The organism is Herpetosiphon sp., from assembly GCF_003512625.1.
Taxonomy (GTDB): domain Bacteria; phylum Chloroflexota; class Chloroflexia; order Chloroflexales; family Herpetosiphonaceae; genus Herpetosiphon; species Herpetosiphon aurantiacus.
Map to the genome: position 1 here is coordinate 11,875 of NZ_DOPT01000103.1, position 19,557 is coordinate 31,431.

Annotated in this window: 22 protein-coding genes; 13 read left to right on the forward strand and 9 right to left on the reverse strand. The window is 49.0% G+C overall.

Annotation, left to right across the window (positions count from 1 at the left end; all coding sequences use genetic code 11):
* Positions 1–37: 37 nt before the first annotated feature.
* The 5 genes from otsB to DEF47_RS23540 form a co-directional block, all read right to left on the reverse strand.
* Positions 38–853 carry a trehalose-phosphatase gene (gene otsB / locus DEF47_RS23520; RefSeq protein ID WP_287045366.1) on the reverse strand — a complete coding sequence of 272 codons (816 nt, stop codon included), beginning with the start codon at positions 851–853 and terminating at the stop codon, positions 38–40.
* Positions 834–2,480, reverse strand: coding sequence for a maltose alpha-D-glucosyltransferase (treS, locus tag DEF47_RS23525; protein WP_012190367.1), 1,647 nt, complete (start codon positions 2,478–2,480; stop codon positions 834–836). Before treS ends, otsB begins: the two co-directional genes overlap by 20 nt.
* A gap of 25 nt (positions 2,481–2,505) precedes the next feature.
* Positions 2,506–3,966 (reverse strand): alpha,alpha-trehalose-phosphate synthase (UDP-forming), encoded by a 1,461-nt coding sequence (locus DEF47_RS23530; RefSeq protein WP_012190368.1) that lies wholly within the window; start codon positions 3,964–3,966, stop codon positions 2,506–2,508.
* A 412-nt stretch (positions 3,967–4,378) separates the two neighbouring features.
* Positions 4,379–4,960: an HDIG domain-containing metalloprotein gene (locus DEF47_RS23535; protein ID WP_012190369.1), complete on the reverse strand. Its 582-nt coding sequence runs from the start codon at positions 4,958–4,960 to the stop codon at positions 4,379–4,381.
* A gap of 198 nt (positions 4,961–5,158) precedes the next feature.
* Entirely contained in the window at positions 5,159–5,410 is a 252-nt protein-coding gene (locus tag DEF47_RS23540) for a hypothetical protein (RefSeq protein WP_012190370.1), read from the reverse strand.
* A gap of 152 nt (positions 5,411–5,562) precedes the next feature.
* Here DEF47_RS23540 and DEF47_RS23545 point away from each other — a divergent pair, with 152 nt between their 5' ends.
* Positions 5,563–6,768, forward strand: coding sequence for a trehalase family glycosidase (locus tag DEF47_RS23545; protein WP_012190371.1), 1,206 nt, complete (start codon positions 5,563–5,565; stop codon positions 6,766–6,768).
* 240 nt (positions 6,769–7,008) lie between these two features.
* On the opposite strand, the gene DEF47_RS23550 is transcribed toward DEF47_RS23545, so the two are convergent.
* Positions 7,009–8,340, reverse strand: a complete 1,332-nt coding sequence (locus DEF47_RS23550) for a M20/M25/M40 family metallo-hydrolase (RefSeq protein ID WP_012190372.1) — start codon at positions 8,338–8,340, stop codon at positions 7,009–7,011.
* A gap of 264 nt (positions 8,341–8,604) precedes the next feature.
* Between DEF47_RS23550 and DEF47_RS23555 the strand changes: the two genes are divergently transcribed.
* The 10 genes from DEF47_RS23555 to DEF47_RS23600 all read left to right on the forward strand — a co-directional run bounded on the left by DEF47_RS23555 (position 8,605) and on the right by DEF47_RS23600 (position 14,245).
* A complete protein-coding gene (locus tag DEF47_RS23555) occupies positions 8,605–9,267 on the forward strand; it encodes an N-acyl amino acid synthase FeeM domain-containing protein (RefSeq protein WP_012190373.1) in 663 nt (220 codons plus the stop codon).
* A 30-nt stretch (positions 9,268–9,297) separates the two neighbouring features.
* Positions 9,298–9,522, forward strand: a complete 225-nt coding sequence (locus tag DEF47_RS23560) for a hypothetical protein (protein WP_012190374.1) — start codon at positions 9,298–9,300, stop codon at positions 9,520–9,522.
* 319 nt (positions 9,523–9,841) lie between these two features.
* Entirely contained in the window at positions 9,842–10,939 is a 1,098-nt protein-coding gene (locus DEF47_RS23565; RefSeq protein ID WP_012190375.1) for a M50 family metallopeptidase, read from the forward strand.
* A gap of 4 nt (positions 10,940–10,943) precedes the next feature.
* Positions 10,944–11,177 (forward strand): hypothetical protein, encoded by a 234-nt coding sequence (locus DEF47_RS23570; protein ID WP_012190376.1) that lies wholly within the window; start codon positions 10,944–10,946, stop codon positions 11,175–11,177.
* Entirely contained in the window at positions 11,174–11,689 is a 516-nt protein-coding gene (locus DEF47_RS23575) for a CRISPR-associated protein Cas4 (protein WP_012190377.1), read from the forward strand. The genes DEF47_RS23570 and DEF47_RS23575 overlap by 4 nt, the downstream gene beginning before the upstream one ends.
* A gap of 51 nt (positions 11,690–11,740) precedes the next feature.
* The gene (locus tag DEF47_RS23580; protein WP_012190378.1) at positions 11,741–12,064 is read left to right on the forward strand and encodes a hypothetical protein; all 324 of its coding nucleotides are present in this window, start codon (positions 11,741–11,743) and stop codon (positions 12,062–12,064) included.
* A complete protein-coding gene (locus DEF47_RS23585; RefSeq protein WP_012190379.1) occupies positions 12,061–12,558 on the forward strand; it encodes a 6-carboxytetrahydropterin synthase in 498 nt (165 codons plus the stop codon). The genes DEF47_RS23580 and DEF47_RS23585 overlap by 4 nt, the downstream gene beginning before the upstream one ends.
* Positions 12,559–12,574: 16 nt before the next feature.
* A complete protein-coding gene (locus DEF47_RS23590) occupies positions 12,575–12,898 on the forward strand; it encodes a hypothetical protein (RefSeq protein WP_012190380.1) in 324 nt (107 codons plus the stop codon).
* Entirely contained in the window at positions 12,888–13,631 is a 744-nt protein-coding gene (locus tag DEF47_RS23595; protein ID WP_012190381.1) for a hypothetical protein, read from the forward strand. Before DEF47_RS23590 ends, DEF47_RS23595 begins: the two co-directional genes overlap by 11 nt.
* Before the next feature lie 221 nt (positions 13,632–13,852).
* Positions 13,853–14,245 (forward strand): response regulator, encoded by a 393-nt coding sequence (locus DEF47_RS23600; protein WP_012190382.1) that lies wholly within the window; start codon positions 13,853–13,855, stop codon positions 14,243–14,245.
* Here DEF47_RS23600 and DEF47_RS23605 read toward each other — a convergent pair.
* From DEF47_RS23605 to DEF47_RS23615, 3 genes are read right to left on the reverse strand one after another with little or no spacing between them, the layout of a single operon-like run.
* Entirely contained in the window at positions 14,242–15,087 is an 846-nt protein-coding gene (locus tag DEF47_RS23605) for a metal ABC transporter permease (protein ID WP_012190383.1), read from the reverse strand. The genes DEF47_RS23600 and DEF47_RS23605 overlap by 4 nt on opposite strands.
* Complete coding sequence (locus DEF47_RS23610; RefSeq protein ID WP_012190384.1) at positions 15,056–15,922, reverse strand: metal ABC transporter ATP-binding protein; 867 nt, start codon at positions 15,920–15,922, stop codon at positions 15,056–15,058. Before DEF47_RS23610 ends, DEF47_RS23605 begins: the two co-directional genes overlap by 32 nt.
* Before the next feature lie 12 nt (positions 15,923–15,934).
* Positions 15,935–16,942 carry a metal ABC transporter substrate-binding protein gene (locus DEF47_RS23615; protein WP_012190385.1) on the reverse strand — a complete coding sequence of 336 codons (1,008 nt, stop codon included), beginning with the start codon at positions 16,940–16,942 and terminating at the stop codon, positions 15,935–15,937.
* A gap of 152 nt (positions 16,943–17,094) precedes the next feature.
* On the opposite strand from DEF47_RS23615, the gene DEF47_RS23620 reads away from it, so the two are divergent.
* Together DEF47_RS23620 and DEF47_RS23625 are read left to right on the forward strand one after the other, a co-directional pair.
* Positions 17,095–18,270: a phosphopentomutase gene (locus DEF47_RS23620; protein ID WP_012190386.1), complete on the forward strand. Its 1,176-nt coding sequence runs from the start codon at positions 17,095–17,097 to the stop codon at positions 18,268–18,270.
* A 164-nt stretch (positions 18,271–18,434) separates the two neighbouring features.
* Positions 18,435–19,370: an aldo/keto reductase gene (locus DEF47_RS23625; RefSeq protein WP_012190387.1), complete on the forward strand. Its 936-nt coding sequence runs from the start codon at positions 18,435–18,437 to the stop codon at positions 19,368–19,370.
* Positions 19,371–19,557: the final 187 nt, after the last annotated feature.

Below are 19,557 nucleotides of genomic sequence, written 5' to 3' on the forward strand. Positions count from 1 at the left end.
TCGAACACATATGCTTGATTAGCATTGATAACAATAGCTAATCAACGCCATGGCTATCGCTCAACCGCTGTGCAAGAATCCATTGTAAAACTTCAGCACTTGCATCAACGCCGTTGATCAAGATATCGGCAGTTTCGGCCACCGATGGATGCGATTCGGGATTGATCACACCGATCGCCAAGGCTTGGCAACCGCGTTCACGCGCTGCCGCAATCGAGCGAAAGCCATCGACATCGGTCAGATCGTCGCCCAAAAAGATGGCTGCCTCAAGCTTGTGATCCTCGATCAGCCAGGCTACCGCGCTGCCCTTATGCCAATCAACGGGTGGGCGCACCTCGAAAATCATCAACCCTTCGGTGATGATCAAATTGTGGGCGGCGGCTAGTTCGCTCAAAACCTTGCGCAGCCAAAGCTCAGCCGCCGTTTGATCAGTCGCCAAGCGATAATGTAAGGTGGCCGTGATGCCCTTGGATTCAAGCACAACGCCTTCAGGTAGCTCGTAGCGCTGCATCGCTGCCACAAATTCGCGCACGGCGGCGCTATATGGTTGCGCAGCGGGCACGAGTACCCCACCATCTTGGCCCCAGATTTCCAAGCCATGGTTGCCGATGTAGCGCATCGCTGGCAGTTGCAGCATACGTTGCACATCGCGGGCGGCACGACCAGAAACTGCGGCAACGAGGGGTAAATGCTCAGTCAATTGGCTCAAAGCGGCCCGACATAAAGGATCAACGGTTGCACCATCAGGCGTTGGTGCAATTCGACTGATCGTACCATCAATATCGGTGATTAATCCCAAGCGCTCCGCTTTGATAATTGGCTGCAACCGTTGTTTAAGCGTCGTCGAGAGCAAGGCGCACTCCTTCGATTCGGAACCAGATAAAGCCATGCGGCGCTAGCGACAGAAAATAAGGTGTCGTCGCAATTGCCGGAAATGGCGTTTCACCAATTAATTCCACCAAGCGCATGCCCGCAAACTCAGCCAAATCCAGCTCAACTGGCTGGATAAAGCGCGAAAGATTATTGACAATCAGCACCGTTTGGTCGGCGTAACTGCGCAAATAGGCTAAAACTTTGCGATTTTGCGTTTCGAGAATTTGAATATCGCCACGCCCAAAGACTGAATAACGCTTGCGCACCCGAATTAAGCGCTTCATCCAATTTAATAATGATGATTGCACGCGCTCCTGCGCCTCAACATTGATCGCTTGATAGCCATAAACCGGATCAATAATCACAGGGCTATACAAACGGGCAAAATCGGCAGCCGAAAAACCAGCATTGCGGTCGCCATTCCATTGCATCGGAGTACGCACGCCGTTGCGGTCGCCAAGATAAATATTATCGCCCATGCCAATTTCATCGCCATAATAAATAATTGGCGAGCCTGGCAAACTCAACAGCATGCTATTCATCAATTCCATACGACGACGTGCATTATCCATCAAGGGTGCTAAACGTCGTCGAATCCCAATATTGATTTTCATGCGTGGATCAGCCGCATATTCACGATACATATAATCACGTTCTTCATCAGTGACCATTTCGAGAGTTAATTCATCGTGATTGCGCAGAAAAGTTGCCCATTGGCAGTTTTCAGGAATTTTAGGCGTTTGGCGTACAATATCGATAATTGGCGTACTATCTTCCTTGCGTACAGCCATAAACATGCGTGGCATCACTGGAAAATTAAAGGCCATATGAAATTCATCATCGTTGCCGAAATAATGGCGCACATCATCGGGCCATTGGTTGGCCTCAGCCAGCAGTACACAATGTGGATAGTGTTGATCAACAAATTCACGCATTTTACGCAAAATTACATGAGTTTCAGGCAAATTTTCGCAATTTGTGCCCTCACGTTCGATTAAGTAAGGCACTGCATCAACTCTGAACCCATCAACCCCGCGATCGAGCCAAAAACGCATAATATTGTACATTTCTTCCAAGACTGCGGGATTTTCATAATTCAAATCAGGTTGATGACTGAAGAAACGATGCCAGTAATACGATTCGGAAACTTCATCCCAAGCCCAATTCGAGCGTTCGGTATCGGTGAAAATAATTCGTGCATCGCGGTAACGCTGATTTGTATCACTCCAAACATAATAATCGCGATAGGGCGAGTCTGGTTGGCGTGCCGCTTGAAACCATGGGTGCTGATCCGAGGTGTGATTAACTACAAGGTCAATCATTACCCGCAAGCCACGTGAATGGGCTGCCTCGAAAAATGTAACCACATCTTCCATCGTGCCATAACTAGGATGCACATTACAATAATCTGCAACATCATAGCCATCATCTTTGCCAGGCGATGGATAAAAAGGTAATAACCATAAACAATCAACGCCTAAACTTTGTAAATAATCCAAGCGCGAAATCAAGCCACGGAAATCGCCATTGCCATCGCCATTGCTATCCTGAAAAGCTCGTACATGCAATTCGTAAAAGATTGCATCTTTATACCAATCGTTTTGCATAAAACTCCTTTAGTAGCATATATACTTATAAACTTGATCCTTGTTCAATTGCCCCCGAACGCTTGACATTGGCGGCTTGCAAAAATGTATCGACCCACCAATAAATATCATATTGATTGATCGAATGCCGTAGCTTGCTAATATGTTCAATCCGTTCTAAGCGGGGCATTGTGACCGCATTATAAAGTGCTTGAGCTGTGCCATTAATATCATAGGGATTAACCGTCAATGAGTGTTCGGATAATTGCATTGCCGCCCCAGCAAATTCACTTAAGATCAGTACGCCATCATCAGGCCCACAGACCGCATATTCCTTTGCTACAAGATTCATGCCATCCTTTAATGGTGTGATTAAGGCGGCATGAGCAGCGCGATAATAAGCTAATAATTCTTCGCGTGGTAATGAGCGAAAAATATAATGAATTGGCACCCAACCGATTTTGGTATATTTACCATTAATTTCACTGACTAATTGCTGAATTGTTTGCTTCAAATCGGCGTATTCACTAATATCTTCGCGGCTTGGTACAACAACTTGAGTTAATGAAATTTTTTGTTGTAGCTCAGGATAGGTTTCGAGCAATGCACTAAATGCTTGTAAGCGATCAGGAATCCCTTTGGTATAATCTAAACGGTCAACCCCAAGAATGATTTTACGTTCTGAAAAAGCCTCACGAATCTGGCTATATAAATTATCAACATTTGGCGTATGCGCTGCGGCGCGAAATTCTTGGGGATCAATGCTAATTGGAAAGAAGCCAACTTTGGTAGGATTTCGATCTGCATGCAAAATTAAGGGATACTCACCAGAGCGATCGATCTCAACATCAGGTAATAATGCTTCAACACAAATCAAAAAATTATTCAAATCACGATTAGTCTGAAAACCTAGTAAATCGTATTCCAACAAGCCATTCAGAATTTGCTCGCGCCACGGTAATTTCAGGAAAATATCGATATGCGGAAAGGGAATGTGCAAGAAGAATCCAATATGCGCATCAATTCCCAGCTGGCGCAACTCACAAGCAACATTAATTAATTGATAATCCTGCACCCAAATATAAGTATCATCACGATAATGTTGGGCGATTGTTTCAGCATATTTACGATTAACTTGCTCGTAGGTTGTCCAATAGCTTGGGTCGAAATTACAACGCGACTGCAAATCATGAAATAATGGCCAGATAATCTCATTCGAAAAGCCCAAATAAAATTTTTCCTGTTCCTCTTGGCTCAGGTGAATCGCATGCATGCTATAACCAATCGAATTGGCAGCATGTTCGAGTAATTGATCGACCGTTTGATCCGCCTCATTCGTGCCCGACCAGCCGATCCAGGTTCCACGTGCTTGGCGCAAAATCGGGTCGAGGGCAGTGACCAAGCCACCCGAAGCTGGCTTGATGGTAGGCGTGCCATCGGCTTGTTCGGCAATCGAAATCGGCAGCCGATTCGAGACGATCATCAGTCGATTTGGTAACTCTTGCATGATTTGCCATCCTCCTTAAAAACACAGTTTGATATAAATACACAGCACAATACACAGCAATACATTAGCATTGCAGGCAAATCCAGCACGACGTTGAGCAGATATATAGGTTGTTTAGCAGGGATAGTGCCAAAAGTATACGTTCATTAAATGCTCCAGATAAACGATTTAGCTCATTCAGAAGCGCTATTCAGCAATGTGAGGGGGTAAGAGAGTGCGAGCGATGTTAATGGATGTTCAAAGATCAATGAGGCTATAAGTTGATGCCCTCACCCCCTCTCCCGCCCAGCAGGCGAGGGGGAGCTAATTAATCGTTCTCCCCTCGCCCGCCGCAGTGGGAGAGGGGCTGGGGGTGAGGGAATGTTAGAACTAGTTATTAATGCTATAAATCATTACACCTATAGCCCATAGCCTAAACCCCATTCAAACCGAGAGCCACAGCATTGCCTCGCAACGCCGTGATCACTTCTTCGATCAAGGTTTCGAGTGGCACATCAAGCTCTTGGGCACCACGAATAATATCTTCGCGATTGACGGCGCGGGCAAAAGCTTTATCCTTCATTTTCTTCTTGACTGAACTGACTTCGACGCTATGCACGCTTTTATCGGGGCGCACGAGGGCGACGGCAGTAACAAAGCCCGAAAGCTCATCAACGGCATAGAGCGTTTTTTCCATGGGCGTAATCCGCTCAACATGGCAATAATCGGCATGTGATAAAATAGCCCGACAAATCTCCTCGCTCCAACCAAGTTCACGGAGCACCCGAACTGCTTCCGAAGGATGTTCAGCAGTAGGAGATTGGGCAGCATTCGGAAAACGCTCATAATCGAGATCGTGAATCAAGCCAACCGTTGCCCAAAGCTCGGCATCAACCTGTTGACGTTGCGCCATATGACGCATGGAGGTAGAAACCGCGAGGCAGTGTTTTCGTAAACTTTCGCTTTGCACCCACTCAGCGAGCAAAGCTTCAGCAGCAGCATAACTATTAACCATCGAGATCTCCTAAAAGCAAATTGCCAATAGAAGATTGTACCAAATTTGCGCTTGGGCTAAAAAGCAAAGAACACAGAACCAACGTGTTCTATGTTCTTCTTGTATCCATCGCTCCAGCCATATCCACGCAAATGAAACACGAGGCACTGGAAAACGCATTTGGGGTTATAGATGGGTCATTGGCTTTGGCAGCAAGGGTTATAAGCCTTCGCCGTCCAGCCACGTTTGAACCGCAGCATCATCAGCGCCGGTCTGACCACCTGAGATATAGCGAAAACGTTCGCCATAGCCTTCCATAATTTCGTTGCGCTTTGCTTCGGTATCAGCGTCGGCAGCCGTGTCATCAATGCTGATCACACTACCCGACTCAAGATCGAGATAACAACTAATCGTCGTATCGGCGGTGCGCAAGGCCTCCAGAATTTGTGCGCGGTCAATGGGCGCAGCCATGGTTGAGTCCTCCTAAGGGTTAGTTGAACGTCGTGGTTCAAACATAGCTTAACATACAAACGCGCTCCGAACGGATAATCGAGCGCGGTGGTACGTGCGGCATCGCGATCATACTACAGCACACGGTAGAAGTCAAAAAGAACAGGAAGCGTATGCGACAGCCTGCAATCACGCAGTATATCGATGCTTATTGGGACAAACTTGTTCGTCAACAGCCGGAAGATCAAAAAACCTTAATTGGCTTGCCCCATCAATTTATGGTGCCAACCCACGACCCTACCTTTCAAGAGATGTTTTATTGGGATAGTTTTTTCATTGCGCTGGGGTTGGGTGGCACGCGCTACGAAGCGGTAATCGAGGGCATGGCCGAAAACATGGCCTATCTCTACCAGCGCTTCGGGGTGATTCCTAACGCTAGCCGTTATTATTTTCTTTCGCGCAGCCAACCACCTTTCTGGACTCAATTGATTTGGCTGGCCTACCAAACCAAACAGGCCGCTGGCGATCCTGATAGCGCTGCTTGGTTACAACGCCTGATGGCACTCGCTGAGCAGGAGCATGCCAGTGTTTGGCTGGCTACCACCCATCCGCATCAGCGCCAAGTGCATCGCGGGTTGTCGCGCTATTTCGATATTAACTATTTGGATACCCTGGCCTGTTGCGAAAGTGGCTGGGATCATTCAACCCGCTGCAATGGCCAATGGATGAGCCATTTGCCAGTTGATTTGAATAGCATTTTGTATCTGCGTGAGTGCGATTTTGCCCAAGCCGCCCGTGTGCGCGACGATCACGCGGCTGCCGAGCAATGGCAATCCTGCGCCGATCAACGCGCCGAAACCATGCAAGCAGTTTTTTGGGATGCCGCTAGTGGCTTTTTCTATGATTACAATTATCTCAATGAAGTGGCTGACCTAGATAACCCTTCGTTGGCCGGATTTTACCCCTTGTGGGCTGGTTGGGCGACCGAAGTTCAGGCGGCGCAGGTGGTCGAGCAATGGTTGCCAAGCTTTATGCGAGTTGGTGGTTTGGTGACAACGCTCAAAACCCATGCTAGCTATCAATGGGCTAGCCCCAACGGCTGGGCACCATTGCAATGGATTGTCGTCGAGGGTTTGTTACGCTACGGCTATCAATCCCAAGCGCGTGAGGTCATGCAAGCATGGTGTACGCTCAACGAAACTGTCTTCGAGCGAACCAACGCCATGTGGGAAAAATATAACGTGGTTGACCCAACGGGCGAAGTTGAGGGCGGCAAATATGGCTCGTTGCCAGGCTTTGGCTGGTCGAATGCGGTTTATCTCGATTTCAAGCGCCGCTTAGCCCAACCAACTATCGAACGCTGGAAGCTTGGCGAATAACGCTTAACTAAATCAATCTACTTGATGGTGAGGAGCTTACGAGGGTGGTTTTCCGCTATGAACCACGGAATCGGTGGTTCATGAGTGGATGCTTGATCACCACTCTATGCAATTTAGGGGGTGCAGGGGGATTAAAGCCCCCTGCGTCTCCCGCCTTGAGGCGGGACGGAAGGGTGGTGATCGCCAATGATTGTAAAGAACCAACCCTTTTATAACCTATCGCAGCGTAACTTGATCGATTTAGCCAAGGCCGATAATCAGTTGTTGAATCAAACTAGCCATCGCTTTGAGATCGGCCAACTGAATATGTTCATTGATGACCCGAACGTTGCTATCGGGGCGTTGAATTCCCAAGGCAACGGCTGGCACATTCATCCCAGCGGTAAAAAGGTGTAGCGGCACCGAGAATGGCGCAAGCGGCACAATTTGCGGAGTTGAGCCATAAACCTGTTCAATTGCCGTCGCTAAACTATTGAGTAATGGTGTGCTCAACGCATTCATTGCGGGCGGATAGGCACCCTTGATAATCTCCAAATGCACATCATGGAAATCGGCACTATTGAGGTGCTCACGCAACAAACGGGCAACTTCGGTTGGGCGTTGCTCAGGCACAAGACTGAAATCGAGCAGCACTTCGGCACTGGCAGGGATGGTTGGAGGGGGGCTATGACCGGTATCAACCGTTAATCCGGCAACATTACAGGTTGGGTTGAAGGTTTCAGCCCGAGCCAGACCAGCCCCGGTCATGCCAAATAAAAATTGCGGCATGCCCCAAGCTTTTAGTCGCGTTTCCTCATCGAGCTGCAAGCCACGAGTGAGCTTATTGGCCTCGCGGCTTGGTGGCACAACCGCATCATAAAACCCATCAATCGTCACTTCTTCGCTATCATTTTTAATCCGATTGACCGCCCAAAGGATGCGCCAAGCCGGGTTGGGTACACTGGTCGCCATATCAGCACCGATCGGAATTTTAGCACCCTCAGCTCGCAAGCGTACCAACAAGCGCCCACGAACCCCAGCATACAAGTAGGGCAAACGCGCTTGATCGAGCATGCCACCATAGCCAACTACCAAATCGGCAGTTAAATGATTAGCTTGATCGGCAACCAAATTAGCTAATGATGGGCTACCACTCAGCCCGTCACCTTCAATTAAAAACGTCACACCAACTGGGAGATCGCCAGTTTCGGCCAAAATTTGAGCCACAGCAGCAATTCGCGCAGCTAAATTGCCTTTATCGTTGGCAACGCCACGCCCATAGAGCAGCCCTTCGCGCTCAGCCAAGGTAAACGGCTCATGAAACCAATCACGCCAGACCCCAGCTGGCATCACATCGTAGTGATTAAAAAAGAGCAAGCGTTGAGCGCTTTTGCCAGGCCGATGGGCCAAAATAATCGGTGCACCTTCAGTTGGGTGCACATTGACCTGAAACCCAAGGCCGCGCAATATATCAGCAATCGTCGGCGCAGCCTGTTCCAAGGCTGGGTCATCGCCAGTAACACTTGGTAAGGCTACCAAGGCACGGACATAGTGCAAAATCAGTTCATCGAGAGTGGATAGGGGAGCAACCACGGAGCTTCCTCGCAATCGCACGCCGAACAATATCAAGCGGGTATCTCCATTATAACGGATAACCGCCAAGCCAAAACGACAATCGCTAGCAAACTTTTGGTCTATCTTTGTTCGTCACTATCGAAAATCCGTCAGTTGTAAACCAATTTCTCAGCTATTGCTCTCTACTAAGGGTAAAATCAAGACTAAAGTCCTACTAGCATTTAGATAGCTAGGCTTGATGATTATTTTTACTGGTATTTAATGTTTTGCTGTGAGGATGGCATGATCGATTTTAAAACAGTGGGCTGGCAAAAACTCACTGAAACCACCAAGCAGGTGCACATTCGTCCGCTCGATTCGTTTGGTGAATTAAAGCAAGTGTTGGATTTACGCTATCGCGGCTATGGTCATTTTGCTGCACCCGATCAAGCGCTTGATATGCTCGATTTGGCTGATCATAGTTTAATCCTGGTGGCCGAATTAGCCAATCGCGGCATTGTCGGCACGCTGCGGCTGATCGATGGTGGGCCTGGCAAGATTGAGCTAGAGCAATTTGTGCCGATCACCACGATTCCCCAATTACATCAGCGCTCGTTTGTCGAGGCAACCCGCTTTACGATTCGCCATTGCCGCGAATTATTGGCAGTTAAGCTGCTTTTATGCAAGGCTTTGTGGATGTATGCGCTGCAACAAGGCCATGAACATGTAGTAATTTCTTCGACCCAGCGCTTGGCAAAATTCTATCGGATGTTGATGTTCGAGGATATTGGCTCGGCGGGAATCTATCAACATCCACGCCTTGGCCAAAGCGAACATCGAACGTTTATTTTGCCAGTGCATACGGCTTTAGATCGTTATCGTGAAATGCAACACCCGTTGTATGCGTTTATGCAACAGCCTCAACCGAATATTAGTTTGCGTCCAAGCAATAATCGCTATAATTAATCGCGATACCTTCCAAATTGGAGCAAATCTATGATTCTTTCGGGAACCCGCCCAGCCGTGATTCAGGCTGTTCAAGCAGTCAGTTTACATGGCAGCATCTTTTACGATGTCACGTTTGCCCACGACGACCAACCTGAGCGGTTGATCAAAGCGCGGCTTGGCAGCGAAGTTATGTATGCCAACCCTCAAGCTGGCGATCAGGTAACGATTAGCTACTTGATGAATATGCCAACCCAAGTTAGCAAACGCGACTAAGTTTGAGCGAAGAGCGCGGTAGTAAGGATGAAACACCACTAGCTATAACGGTTCATTAGGTTAACAACTAATTGTCACATGCCCTCAGCCCTTCGCCCGCCCAGCAGACGAGGGGCTGAGGGTAAGCCTTCTCTCCATGCATTGTTGGTCATTCAACCCCGTATAATTGAGGCTTCCTGCGTTTCTTCATCCCTCATAATTGATCCTTCACCCTTGTTAACAACTTACTCATCAAAAGCGGTTGACGCTACTAGGTAACTCAAGTAAGATTCATTCGCGGCTGGCATAGGCCGTACACCACTATCCACGGGAGATCTTTATGGATTTTAGCAGTTTGGCGTGGCTTGCGGTTATTCCCGCTTTAGGCTTTTTAGTTGTTGTTCATGAGTTGGGCCACTATTGGGTTGGCCGCAAAATGGGCATTAAGATCGAAGAATTTGGCATTGGGTTACCGCCACGCGCCAAAGTGTTGTTCGTGCGCAAAGGTATTCCGTTCACGCTGAATTGGCTGCCCCTCGGCGGCTTTGTGCGGTTTGCGGGGGAAGAAGGTGGCTTCGATGACCCCGATAGCCTGGCTTCGGCCTCGCCACGTCGCCGCATTCCAGTGATGGCAGCGGGTGTAATTGCCAACGTGATTACCGCAATCATTATGTTTGCGATCATTTTTGCAATTTGGGGCTACCCCAACCTTGATAAAGTGATGGTCGCTTCAACCGATGAATTTGCCGCAAACGCTGGGTTTCAAGTCGAAGATGTGTTTGTTTCAATTAATGGAACAGCGATTAGTACCGATGAACAGGTGCGGCTGTTGGTTGAAACCAGTGGTGGCGAGCCATTAGATGTCATCGTCCAACGGGCTGGCGCTGAACAAAGCCTGAAGGTCACGCCCCAATATAGCGAAGAAGCGCAACGCTATCGCTTTGGGGTTGGCTTAGGCAATCCACGCGAATCAGTTAATATTTTTCAAGCGATCATCAACGGGTTTACCTATAGTTTTCGGCTATTAGGCGAAATGTTTATGGGCTTTGCGATGTTGATCGGCGGTTTGCTGGGCACGAATGCAGCGCCGGAAGGTGGCTTAGCTGGCCCAGTTGGCATCGCTCGCTTGACGGGCCAAGTTGCTCGCTCGGGCTTGCGCGATTATCTTAATTTTACCGCCTTGCTCAGCCTGAATTTGGCCTTGATCAACATTTTGCCAATTCCAGCACTTGATGGTAGCCGGATTATTTTTGCCTTGATCGAAGCGATTCGCCGCAAGAAGATTCCACCTGAACGCGAAGCAGTTGTGCATGCGGTTGGGATGATGATGTTGCTTGGGTTGATGCTGCTAATTACCGTTTCCGACGTGCGCAATATCATTAGTGGCGAGCCAGCGATTACCATGCCGCCAACCCCAACGCCAATCGTTAGACCATAAAATCATGGCCGAGCGTAAGCCAATTATCCGCGCCAGCGAACTGGGCGAATATGATTTTTGTGCCCGAGCTTGGTGGCTACGCCGTGAGTGTGGCTGGGAAGGGCGTTTTCCTGAACGGCTAGCCCAAGGCGAAGCGGCCCATCAACGCTATGGTCAAGATTTGCAGCAAAGCCAGTGGTTACGCACCGTAGCCATTGGCTTGTTGGTGCTAGCCGCCTTGGCCTTGGTGTTGGCATGATTTGGCTGGCACTTGGTTTGGGCTTGCTGGCGCTCTGGCTCTGGCGACGCAGCAACCAACTGCGAGCTAGCACGGGCCTGCCTTGGCGCACAGTGGTTTATCACGATACCGCCCGCCGTGAATTAACCAAAGCCTTATTTTCAGCCCGTTATCAATTAACCGGCAAGCCCGATTATGTCTTGGCCGATGGCAAGGCTTTGATTCCGGTTGAGGTCAAGCCGCAGCGCCAAGCAACTAGCCCACGCCAAGGCGATATTTTGCAATTGGCCGCCTATTGTTTGTTGCTGGAAGAAGCGACTGGCGTGGCTCCGCGTTATGGTTTGTTGCGCTACGCTCAGCATACCTTCCAAGTCGATTGGACCGATCAACTGTATCAGGCCTTGCTGGAAGCGCTCGACGCGATGCGCGATGACCTTGAGCTAAATGATGTTGAACGTTCGCATGAACAACCATGGCGTTGTCGCGCCTGTGGATTTGGCGACCGCTGCACAGATGCGCTAGAATATGACTAGCACATCCCAAGCTTTTGATAATGACGTTGCTAGCAAGCGTTGTGACAAACTATGAAATTTAAAATTCGCCAACATCCACGCATGAAAGATATTTGTGTCGGTGATGAGGTCGTGTGGAATCCCCAATTGCTCTACGCCAATGTCGAGGAAATTTTTCCGGCAGCGGTCTGTGTTAAACTGGCGATTTTGCAGACGGAGCCAATTCCCAAATTAGAGCTACGCTCACAGCTTTGGCGGGCTGACGATATTGAAAATCTCAGTGTTTGTCGCTGCTGTGGCTCGCGTGAAAATCTAGTCACGCCCTGTCATACAGGCGTGCCTTTTCGGTTGTGCCAACATTGTTACACCTGCCACATTGAGGAGTCTCTGGCATGAGCCAACGTATTTACCGCTTGCAAGTAACTAAGGATCAGCTTGGTTTTGCGGCGGCGCATTTTATTACCATGCGCGGCAAATGTGAGCGGCTGCATGGCCATAATTATCGCGTAACGGTCGAAGTAGAAGGCTTTTTATGCGAAGATCAATATGTGGTAGATTTTGGGGTGTTGAAAAAACACGCCGCCGAAATTGCCCGCACGCTTGATCATCGGGTCTTGTTGGCCGCCGAGAATCCTAAAATCGAGTATAGCCAAAACGAGCAGCATTTAACAGTACGCTACGAAGATAAATATTATGTCTTCCCAATCGCCGAAGTGATTATGCTGCCAATTCAAAATACCACGGCTGAATTGTTGGCAACCTATTTTTGTGCCGAATTGTGCGAACGCCTGCGCCAAGATGGTGTTGATACGCTCAAAATGGTCGGGGTTTGGGTTTCCGAAGGCCCAGGCCAGCAAGCCTTCGCCAGCCGCGAATGGGTACAAAGCTAATGCTGAGGGATACGTTATGGATGGAATGAGCGCTTTGGTGGTGATTATCGGGGCAGTTGGCTTAATTACCCTCTTGATTATGCGCACCAAAACCTATCGCGAACGCTTACGCTTTCAGGCGAGGGCGATGGATCGCCATATGCGAACCACCAATATTCGCGATGACGTGCGCCAAGACATTTTGGATCTGTTGATTCGTGGCGATCGTTTGGCAGCCATCCAATATGCCCACGAACAAACCCACCTCGATTTGTTAGAAGCGCGAACTTTGGTTGATGATATTGAAAAAGCGCTGAAAAAACACGACCAAACCCAAGGAGCCAGCAGCGATGGCCATTGACCTTGCCCCACACAACCCCTATGGTTTAACCGTGCGCAGCGCCGTGCTTGGGCGCTGTGGCGGTTTCGGGGCGGGCACCGATCGCTTGGCGAATCTCAGCAATCTTGGGGCAATTATCACCGATCCGTTGGGCACACGCGATCAAGCTATTCAATTAATTTCAACGACAGGCGGGTTGTTGTATCGCTCATCAACCCGCACCTGGCGACGCGCCCAACGTGACGCAGCCCATTGGCAAACCCTCGATCTACCAGTGTTGCTCTGCTTACAACCTCGTAGCATTCAGGATCTCCAAGAATTGTTGCGCAATTTGCATGAGGGTGAATGGGCGGCGGTGGTACTTGATCTTGAGCAAAGCAGCGAATTAAACCATATGGCGCGTTGGTGTGAGTTGGTGCGCAATCAATGGGAAGCTCCACTATTAATTCAAGTCGCCACCGATCAAATTAGCCAACTGACTGCCATTCCTCAAGCCGTTGATAGTTTGTTGCTTGGTTCGGGGCCACGAGCAAAACATGAGTCGCACTATGGACGCTTGGTTGGCCCAGCCATTGAGCCACTGCTGGGCTGGGGGCTTGAGCGTTTGCGCGAACTCACTGAAAAACCACTGATTTGCAGCGCACCCAGTCTCGCCAGTATCGCCGCTTTGCCTGAAATTGGGGCACAAGCAATTGTATTAGATAGCCTTTTGTGGACAACTACCCCACAACAGTTACCCCAAATTAATCTCTAATCCTTACAATTCGCATAGCTCAAGTGTTTAACCATCGCACGACCTAGGCCAATTGTCCCCCCTACTGCTATTACTTTGCCTACACCAAAAACAACACTATTGCCCCTCATTTCAGCCTATGGCTTAGGGGTAGACTATCTGTATTGAAGTTGTGCTCATTGGAAAGCAACAGCAAAGGTTGCTTTTAGGAGTGGAAGCAGCCTTGGCAAAGGAAGAATTGTATGGCAAACATTTTAGCAATCGATGACAGTGGCTTGATGCAGGCGTTTTGGGTGCGAATTCTGTCGCGTTCACAGCATAATGTGATTACCGTGAGCAGCGGCGACGAGATGCGCGGCGTTTTAGCCACTATGAATCCTCAATTAATCTTCTTGGATCTCTCGTTTCCTGGCGAGAATGGCTTTGAGCTGTTGCAGCACATTCGCAGCTATCAGCATTGCCTTGAAATTCCGGTGATCGCGGTTAGTGGCTATGCTGGTGAAGATACGCGGCAGGCTTGTCGAGAAGCAGGCTTTACCGATTTTTTAGCCAAGCCGTTTTCATTAGCCGAATTGCGGGGCATGCTCGCTCGCTATCTCGACCATGCCACCAATCCACGGGCTTTGGCTCGCTAAACGTGGGTGTGAATCATGCGATTGCGCAGTTGTTTGCGCAATGCTGCAATGCCCAAGGCCAGCACAAAGCAACTGGTTTGGGTCAAAACAATCGTCGCACCTGAGGCCAAATCGAAAAAATAGCTCAAATACATGCCGATGCACCCTGTTAAACCACCAATCAACGTCGATAGCCCAAGCATGCGATGAAAACTATCAGTCAGCAAACGGGCAGTAATTGGTGGAATAACCAAGGCAGCGGCGATTAACGTCACGCCCAAAATTTTCATTGAAACGATTAATGTGGCAGCCAGCATCAATGAAAACAGTGTATCGAGCCAGTTGGTACGAACTCCATAAACTTGGGCTACATCATTATTAAAGGTCATAAACAGTAATTGCTTATAACTGAAGAACACCACCAGCCCAACCATAATGCAAACACCGCCAATCGCCCAAAGATCGTCGCTGGTTACCCCGAGAATATTGCCAAACAACGCGGCATCAAACGAGCGGGTGAAATTGCGGTAGCGACTAATGAGGGCAACTCCAACCGCAAAACTCGCGGTGGTAATAACCCCAATTGCCGCATCAGCATTAATTTTGGTGCGCCGAGCAGTTTGGTTGATTAACACGGCAGCAGCAAAGCCCCATAAGCCCGCGCCCAGATAGAAATTCCAGGCGAGCACAAACGAAACGACTGCGCCGCCAAAAATTGCGTGCGATAATCCATGGCCGATATAGCTCATGCCACGCAACACAATATACACGCCCAACAAGCCACACAAACTGCCAATCAATAAGGCGGCCAAAATGCCATAGCGAAAAAAGCTAAAGCTCAGCGGTTCTAAAAGCTGGTTCAATCGGGTTCTCCATGGCTGGGTTCAGCACTTCACCAATTACTGGGTTGGGAATCAAATCGCGATAGCTATGGCCATGCGGGCGTTGTTGAATTAAGAGCATGCCTTCATGGTGCACCACCACCATCTCACTATGGTAGGTTTGCTCCAAAACGATCGGGGTAAAGACTGCTTCCGGCGTGCCTTGGGCAATAATCGTTTGGTTAAGACAAATAATCCATGGCACATGATTGGCTGCCGAATTCAAATCGTGAGTTGTCATCAAAATCGTCATGCCTTGTTGATTCAAATCGGCCAGCAAATGCAAAATTGTTTCAGCCACCCGTGGATCAATCCCAGTTGTCGGCTCATCGAGCACCAACATGGCGGGCTTGGCAACCAAAGCTCGTGCCAAAAAGACTCGCTGTTGCTGACCACCCGAAAGATTGCGAATATGCTGCTGGGCCAAATGCTCAATTTCAAGCTGGGTCAGCACGGCCTGCACTGCTTGACGTTGATGTTTGCGTAACCATGGCCATGGATTGCCCTGACGCACTAAACCCATAGCCACAACCTGCTCAACCGTCACCGGAAAATTCCAATCGACAGTTTCAAGTTGTGGCACATAGGCAATCGTCGGAACTTGGTTATCAACTGGATGCTTGCCATGGGTCAGAATCTGGCCATGGCTGGGAGCATGCAAGCCCAAAATCAAGCGTAACAGACTGGTTTTGCCAGCGCCGCTTGGCCCGACCAGCGCCGCAAACTGGCCATGGTGCAGATGAATATTAATTTGATCAAGCACCAAACGGTCGGCATAGCGCAACCCAACATCGCGCAACTCAATAATTGGCTGCATCCAAACTACTCCCTATTGTTGTTGAACGACGCTGCTATCGCTGCCAGGAATATTGCTGGTATCGAAATTGGCAATCAAGCTGGGGTCGCCACCCAAATTTTCGGCCATAATCCGCAGATCTTCGGTCAGCAAGCCTAAATATGAGTGATTGGCAGCCCCGACCTCGCCAGGTAAATCGTCGTCGCGCAGGCTATCAATATATTTTACGCCTGTTTCGCGGCCAATTTGCTCTAATACTGGCGATGGAAAAACTTCCGAGCCAAAAATCGCTGGCACTTTTTGCTCACGAATCTGCGTGATCAAATCGGCAACATCTTTGGCCGATGGCTCGGCAAAATCAGCAGGCTGAATTGCCCCAATCACGGTCATGCCATAGTGCGGGGCGAAATAAGCCCATGAATCGTGGTAGGTCAGCAATTTGCGATTTTCAGCCGGGATACTCTCGATCGTTTTTTTAACTGCCAGATCAAAGGCTTCGATGCGGGTTTTGAAGCTGGCATAATTGGCGTTGTAATACTCAGCGTTGCTCGGGTCGCGGCGCACCAAGGCATCACGCACAATTTCGGCGTAGCGCAAGCCATGCAGCGGGTGTGTCCAGAGGTGCGGGTTGGGGCTACCAGCCTCTTTAGGAAACGAGAAATCGTAGACATATTGCTCAGGCGTGATCGTTTGCTCGCCCAGCAAGATAATTTCGGCACTTGGTTGTTTGTTGGCTTCGGCCAATTTGTGGGTTGGTTCCTCTAAATTAAGGCCATTGATAAAGATTAAGTCGGCCTCGGCCAAGGTTTTGGCATCTGAAGGCACTGGCTCGAAGGTGTGGGAATTCACACCCTCAGGCACAATTCCGGTTAGGCTAATTTTATCGCCTGCAATGTTGTAGATAATATTGGTAATTGGCGAAACCGTACTGACGACGTTGAGTTTGGCGGTTTGGCCTTGGGTGGTTGGGGCGGCTTGTTCAGCACCGCAACTTGCCAAGATAAACAGCGAAAGGAAGCTAATAATCCACCAGCGCCGCATAGCGTTATCCATCCTCGACTACATGAATCCAACGAGTATTCTACCATCGATCGTTTGGCTATCTCGGATATACTACTATTCTCTGCAAAAACGCTGCTTCTGAGCGAGCGCTGAAGGTTGTATGATCAGTACGTTTTACAAGGAGTCTTAGGATGGATATTAAACGGGTAACGGTGATTGTTTTGGATGGTGTGGGAATTGGCGAAGCACCTGATGCCGACGAATATGGCGATGTAGGCAGCCACTCGTTGGCCAACACAGCCGCAGCTATCAATGGGCTTGATCTGCCCAATATGGCAGCACTAGGGCTTGGTTGCATTAGCGAAATGCAGGGTGTCGCCTGCCCTGAATCTTTTAGTGGCAGCTATGGCAAAATGCAACCGCTATCAAAAGGCAAAGATACAGTTTCAGGTCACTGGGAGATGATGGGCATCGTCTTGCCAACACCATTTCCGGTGTATCCCGATGGCTTTCCGGCAGCAGTAATTGAGCCATTTAAACAAAAAATTGGGCGTGGCGTGCTGGGCAATAAATCAGCCTCAGGCACTGATATTCTTGAAGAATTAGGCATGGAACACATTCGCACGGGTGATCCAATTGTCTATACCTCAGCTGATAGTGTTTTTCAAATTGCGGCCCATGAAGACGTGATTACTCCCAAAGAGTTGTATGCAATGTGCGAAATCGCGCGTGAGATCTTGGTTGGAGAGCATGCGGTTGGGCGGGTGATTGCGCGGCCATTTATTGGCGATAGTCCCGAAACCTTTAAGCGCACCATTCGCCGCCACGATTATGCCCTGACCCCAGAAACCCCCACCATTTTGGATAAAGTAGTAGCGGCAGGCAAACAAGTCTATTCAGTTGGCAAAATCGATGATATTTTTGGCAATCGCGGCATCAGCGTTTCCAACCATACCGTTGATAATGCGGCCAGTTTAGAGGCAGTGCTTGAATTTCTCGATGTGGATTTTGAAGGGCTGTTGTTTGCCAACTTCATCGAGTTTGATATGATCTATGGCCATCGCAATGATCCGGTTGGCTATGCCAACGCCTTGAAGGCAGTTGATCAGCGTTTGCCTGAGCTACAAGCCAAATTACGGGCGGGCGATCTGGTGGTAATTACCGCCGATCATGGCGTTGACCCAACCACCCCTGGCTCGAACCACAGCCGTGAATATGTTCCGCTATTGGTTTTTGGCCCCGAAGTGCGTAGCGGAGTCAATTTGGGAACTCGTCAGACCCTGAGCGACTTGGCGGCAACGATTGCTGAGATTTTCGGGCTAGAGCAACCACTGCATGGCACAAGTTTCCTCAGTGAACTACAATAATTTAGCATCGATCAAATTGGTCAAATGCAAAAACCTATCTCGCACGAGGTAGGTTTTTTGCGACAACTGGCGTGATACCGTATGACTTCAGATATCTCTAGTGATACCATGCTAGTACATCGTTCATCCAGCAACCATGCTGTGGGTCTAGAAGGAATCGTACTATGCAATTACGTCAACTCGGTAAGTCGGAATTACGGATTCCTAAAGTAGTGATTGGGGGCAATGTATTTGGCTGGACGGTTGATCGCGCCCAAACATTTCGTTTGCTTGATGCCTTTGTTGCTGCAGGGCTTAACACAATTGATACTGCCGATGTTTATTCGGCATGGGTCGAAGGTAACCAAGGTGGCGAATCGGAAACGCTGATTGGAGAATGGATTAAGCAACGCCAGCGTCGCGATGATTTGATTATTCTGAGCAAAGTTGGAGCTGGCACAGGTTTAGCCAAGGCGCATATTGCCCAGGCAATCGATGCCTCATTACAACGGCTTCAAACTGACTATCTTGATTTATATCAAGCGCATGTTGATGATGCCAATACTCCGTTAGATCAAACGCTTAGCGCATTTGCCGAGCTAATCCAACAAGGCAAAATACGCGTGATTGGGGCATCGAACTATAGCGCTGAACGACTACAAGCTGCCTTAGCAATCAGCCAAGAGCTGAATATACCACGCTATGAAAGCCTTCAACCGCTATACAACCTATACGATCGTGAAGCATACGAAGCACAGTTAGAAACAGTTTGCCAAGAAGCAGATTTGGGTGTTATTCCCTATTCAACCTTAGCATCAGGCTTTTTAACCGGCAAATACCGTAGCGAAGCCGATTTGAGCCAAAGCGCCCGTGGTTCGCGAGTGCGGAGCTATCTCAATCCACGTGGCTGGATTATTCTTAAGGCGCTTGATGAGGTGGCGGCTGAAGTTCAAGCGACACCTGGCCAAGTTGCCTTAGCGTGGCAAATTGCCCGTCCTAGCATCACCGCGCCAATTGCTAGTGCCACCAACCTCGATCAAGTCAACGATCTGATTAAGGCGGCCCAACTTGAATTAACCTCAAGCATGATTGATTATTTAAACCAAGCTAGCCAAGCCTAATTAGTTAACTACGCTGCATTGCTAGACTGTCAACAGTTAACGACATGTCTAGCAACAGCACATGCAGTAATTAGCAGCTTTGGCGATATCAATGATTGGCGATCAAGTATTTGCATAAGTGTAGAGTTCAGTGCATAATGCTAGCCATCTGCATTTTAGCGCCGCCTACCTCAATGAACCAACCACA

Excerpts from the sequence above, each read along its gene's own strand:
- DEF47_RS23620 (WP_012190386.1), top strand. The coding sequence starts at position 17,095 with ATGGATATTAAACGGGTAACGGTGATTGTTTTGGATGGTGTGGGAATT.
- DEF47_RS23585 (WP_012190379.1), top strand. The coding sequence starts at position 12,061 with ATGAGCCAACGTATTTACCGCTTGCAAGTAACTAAGGATCAGCTTGGT.
- DEF47_RS23615 (WP_012190385.1), bottom strand. The coding sequence starts at position 16,942 with ATGCGGCGCTGGTGGATTATTAGCTTCCTTTCGCTGTTTATCTTGGCA.
- DEF47_RS23610 (WP_012190384.1), bottom strand. The coding sequence starts at position 15,922 with ATGCAGCCAATTATTGAGTTGCGCGATGTTGGGTTGCGCTATGCCGAC.
- DEF47_RS23555 (WP_012190373.1), top strand. The coding sequence starts at position 8,605 with ATGATCGATTTTAAAACAGTGGGCTGGCAAAAACTCACTGAAACCACC.
- DEF47_RS23600 (WP_012190382.1), top strand. The coding sequence starts at position 13,853 with ATGGCAAACATTTTAGCAATCGATGACAGTGGCTTGATGCAGGCGTTT.
- DEF47_RS23590 (WP_012190380.1), top strand. The coding sequence starts at position 12,575 with ATGGATGGAATGAGCGCTTTGGTGGTGATTATCGGGGCAGTTGGCTTA.
- DEF47_RS23560 (WP_012190374.1), top strand. The coding sequence starts at position 9,298 with ATGATTCTTTCGGGAACCCGCCCAGCCGTGATTCAGGCTGTTCAAGCA.
- DEF47_RS23625 (WP_012190387.1), top strand. The coding sequence starts at position 18,435 with ATGCAATTACGTCAACTCGGTAAGTCGGAATTACGGATTCCTAAAGTA.
- DEF47_RS23545 (WP_012190371.1), top strand. The coding sequence starts at position 5,563 with ATGCGACAGCCTGCAATCACGCAGTATATCGATGCTTATTGGGACAAA.
- DEF47_RS23530 (WP_012190368.1), bottom strand. The coding sequence starts at position 3,966 with ATGCAAGAGTTACCAAATCGACTGATGATCGTCTCGAATCGGCTGCCG.
- treS (WP_012190367.1), bottom strand. The coding sequence starts at position 2,480 with ATGCAAAACGATTGGTATAAAGATGCAATCTTTTACGAATTGCATGTA.
- DEF47_RS23575 (WP_012190377.1), top strand. The coding sequence starts at position 11,174 with ATGATTTGGCTGGCACTTGGTTTGGGCTTGCTGGCGCTCTGGCTCTGG.
- DEF47_RS23580 (WP_012190378.1), top strand. The coding sequence starts at position 11,741 with ATGAAATTTAAAATTCGCCAACATCCACGCATGAAAGATATTTGTGTC.
- DEF47_RS23595 (WP_012190381.1), top strand. The coding sequence starts at position 12,888 with ATGGCCATTGACCTTGCCCCACACAACCCCTATGGTTTAACCGTGCGC.
- DEF47_RS23540 (WP_012190370.1), bottom strand. The coding sequence starts at position 5,410 with ATGGCTGCGCCCATTGACCGCGCACAAATTCTGGAGGCCTTGCGCACC.
- DEF47_RS23535 (WP_012190369.1), bottom strand. The coding sequence starts at position 4,960 with ATGGTTAATAGTTATGCTGCTGCTGAAGCTTTGCTCGCTGAGTGGGTG.
- DEF47_RS23570 (WP_012190376.1), top strand. The coding sequence starts at position 10,944 with ATGGCCGAGCGTAAGCCAATTATCCGCGCCAGCGAACTGGGCGAATAT.
- DEF47_RS23565 (WP_012190375.1), top strand. The coding sequence starts at position 9,842 with ATGGATTTTAGCAGTTTGGCGTGGCTTGCGGTTATTCCCGCTTTAGGC.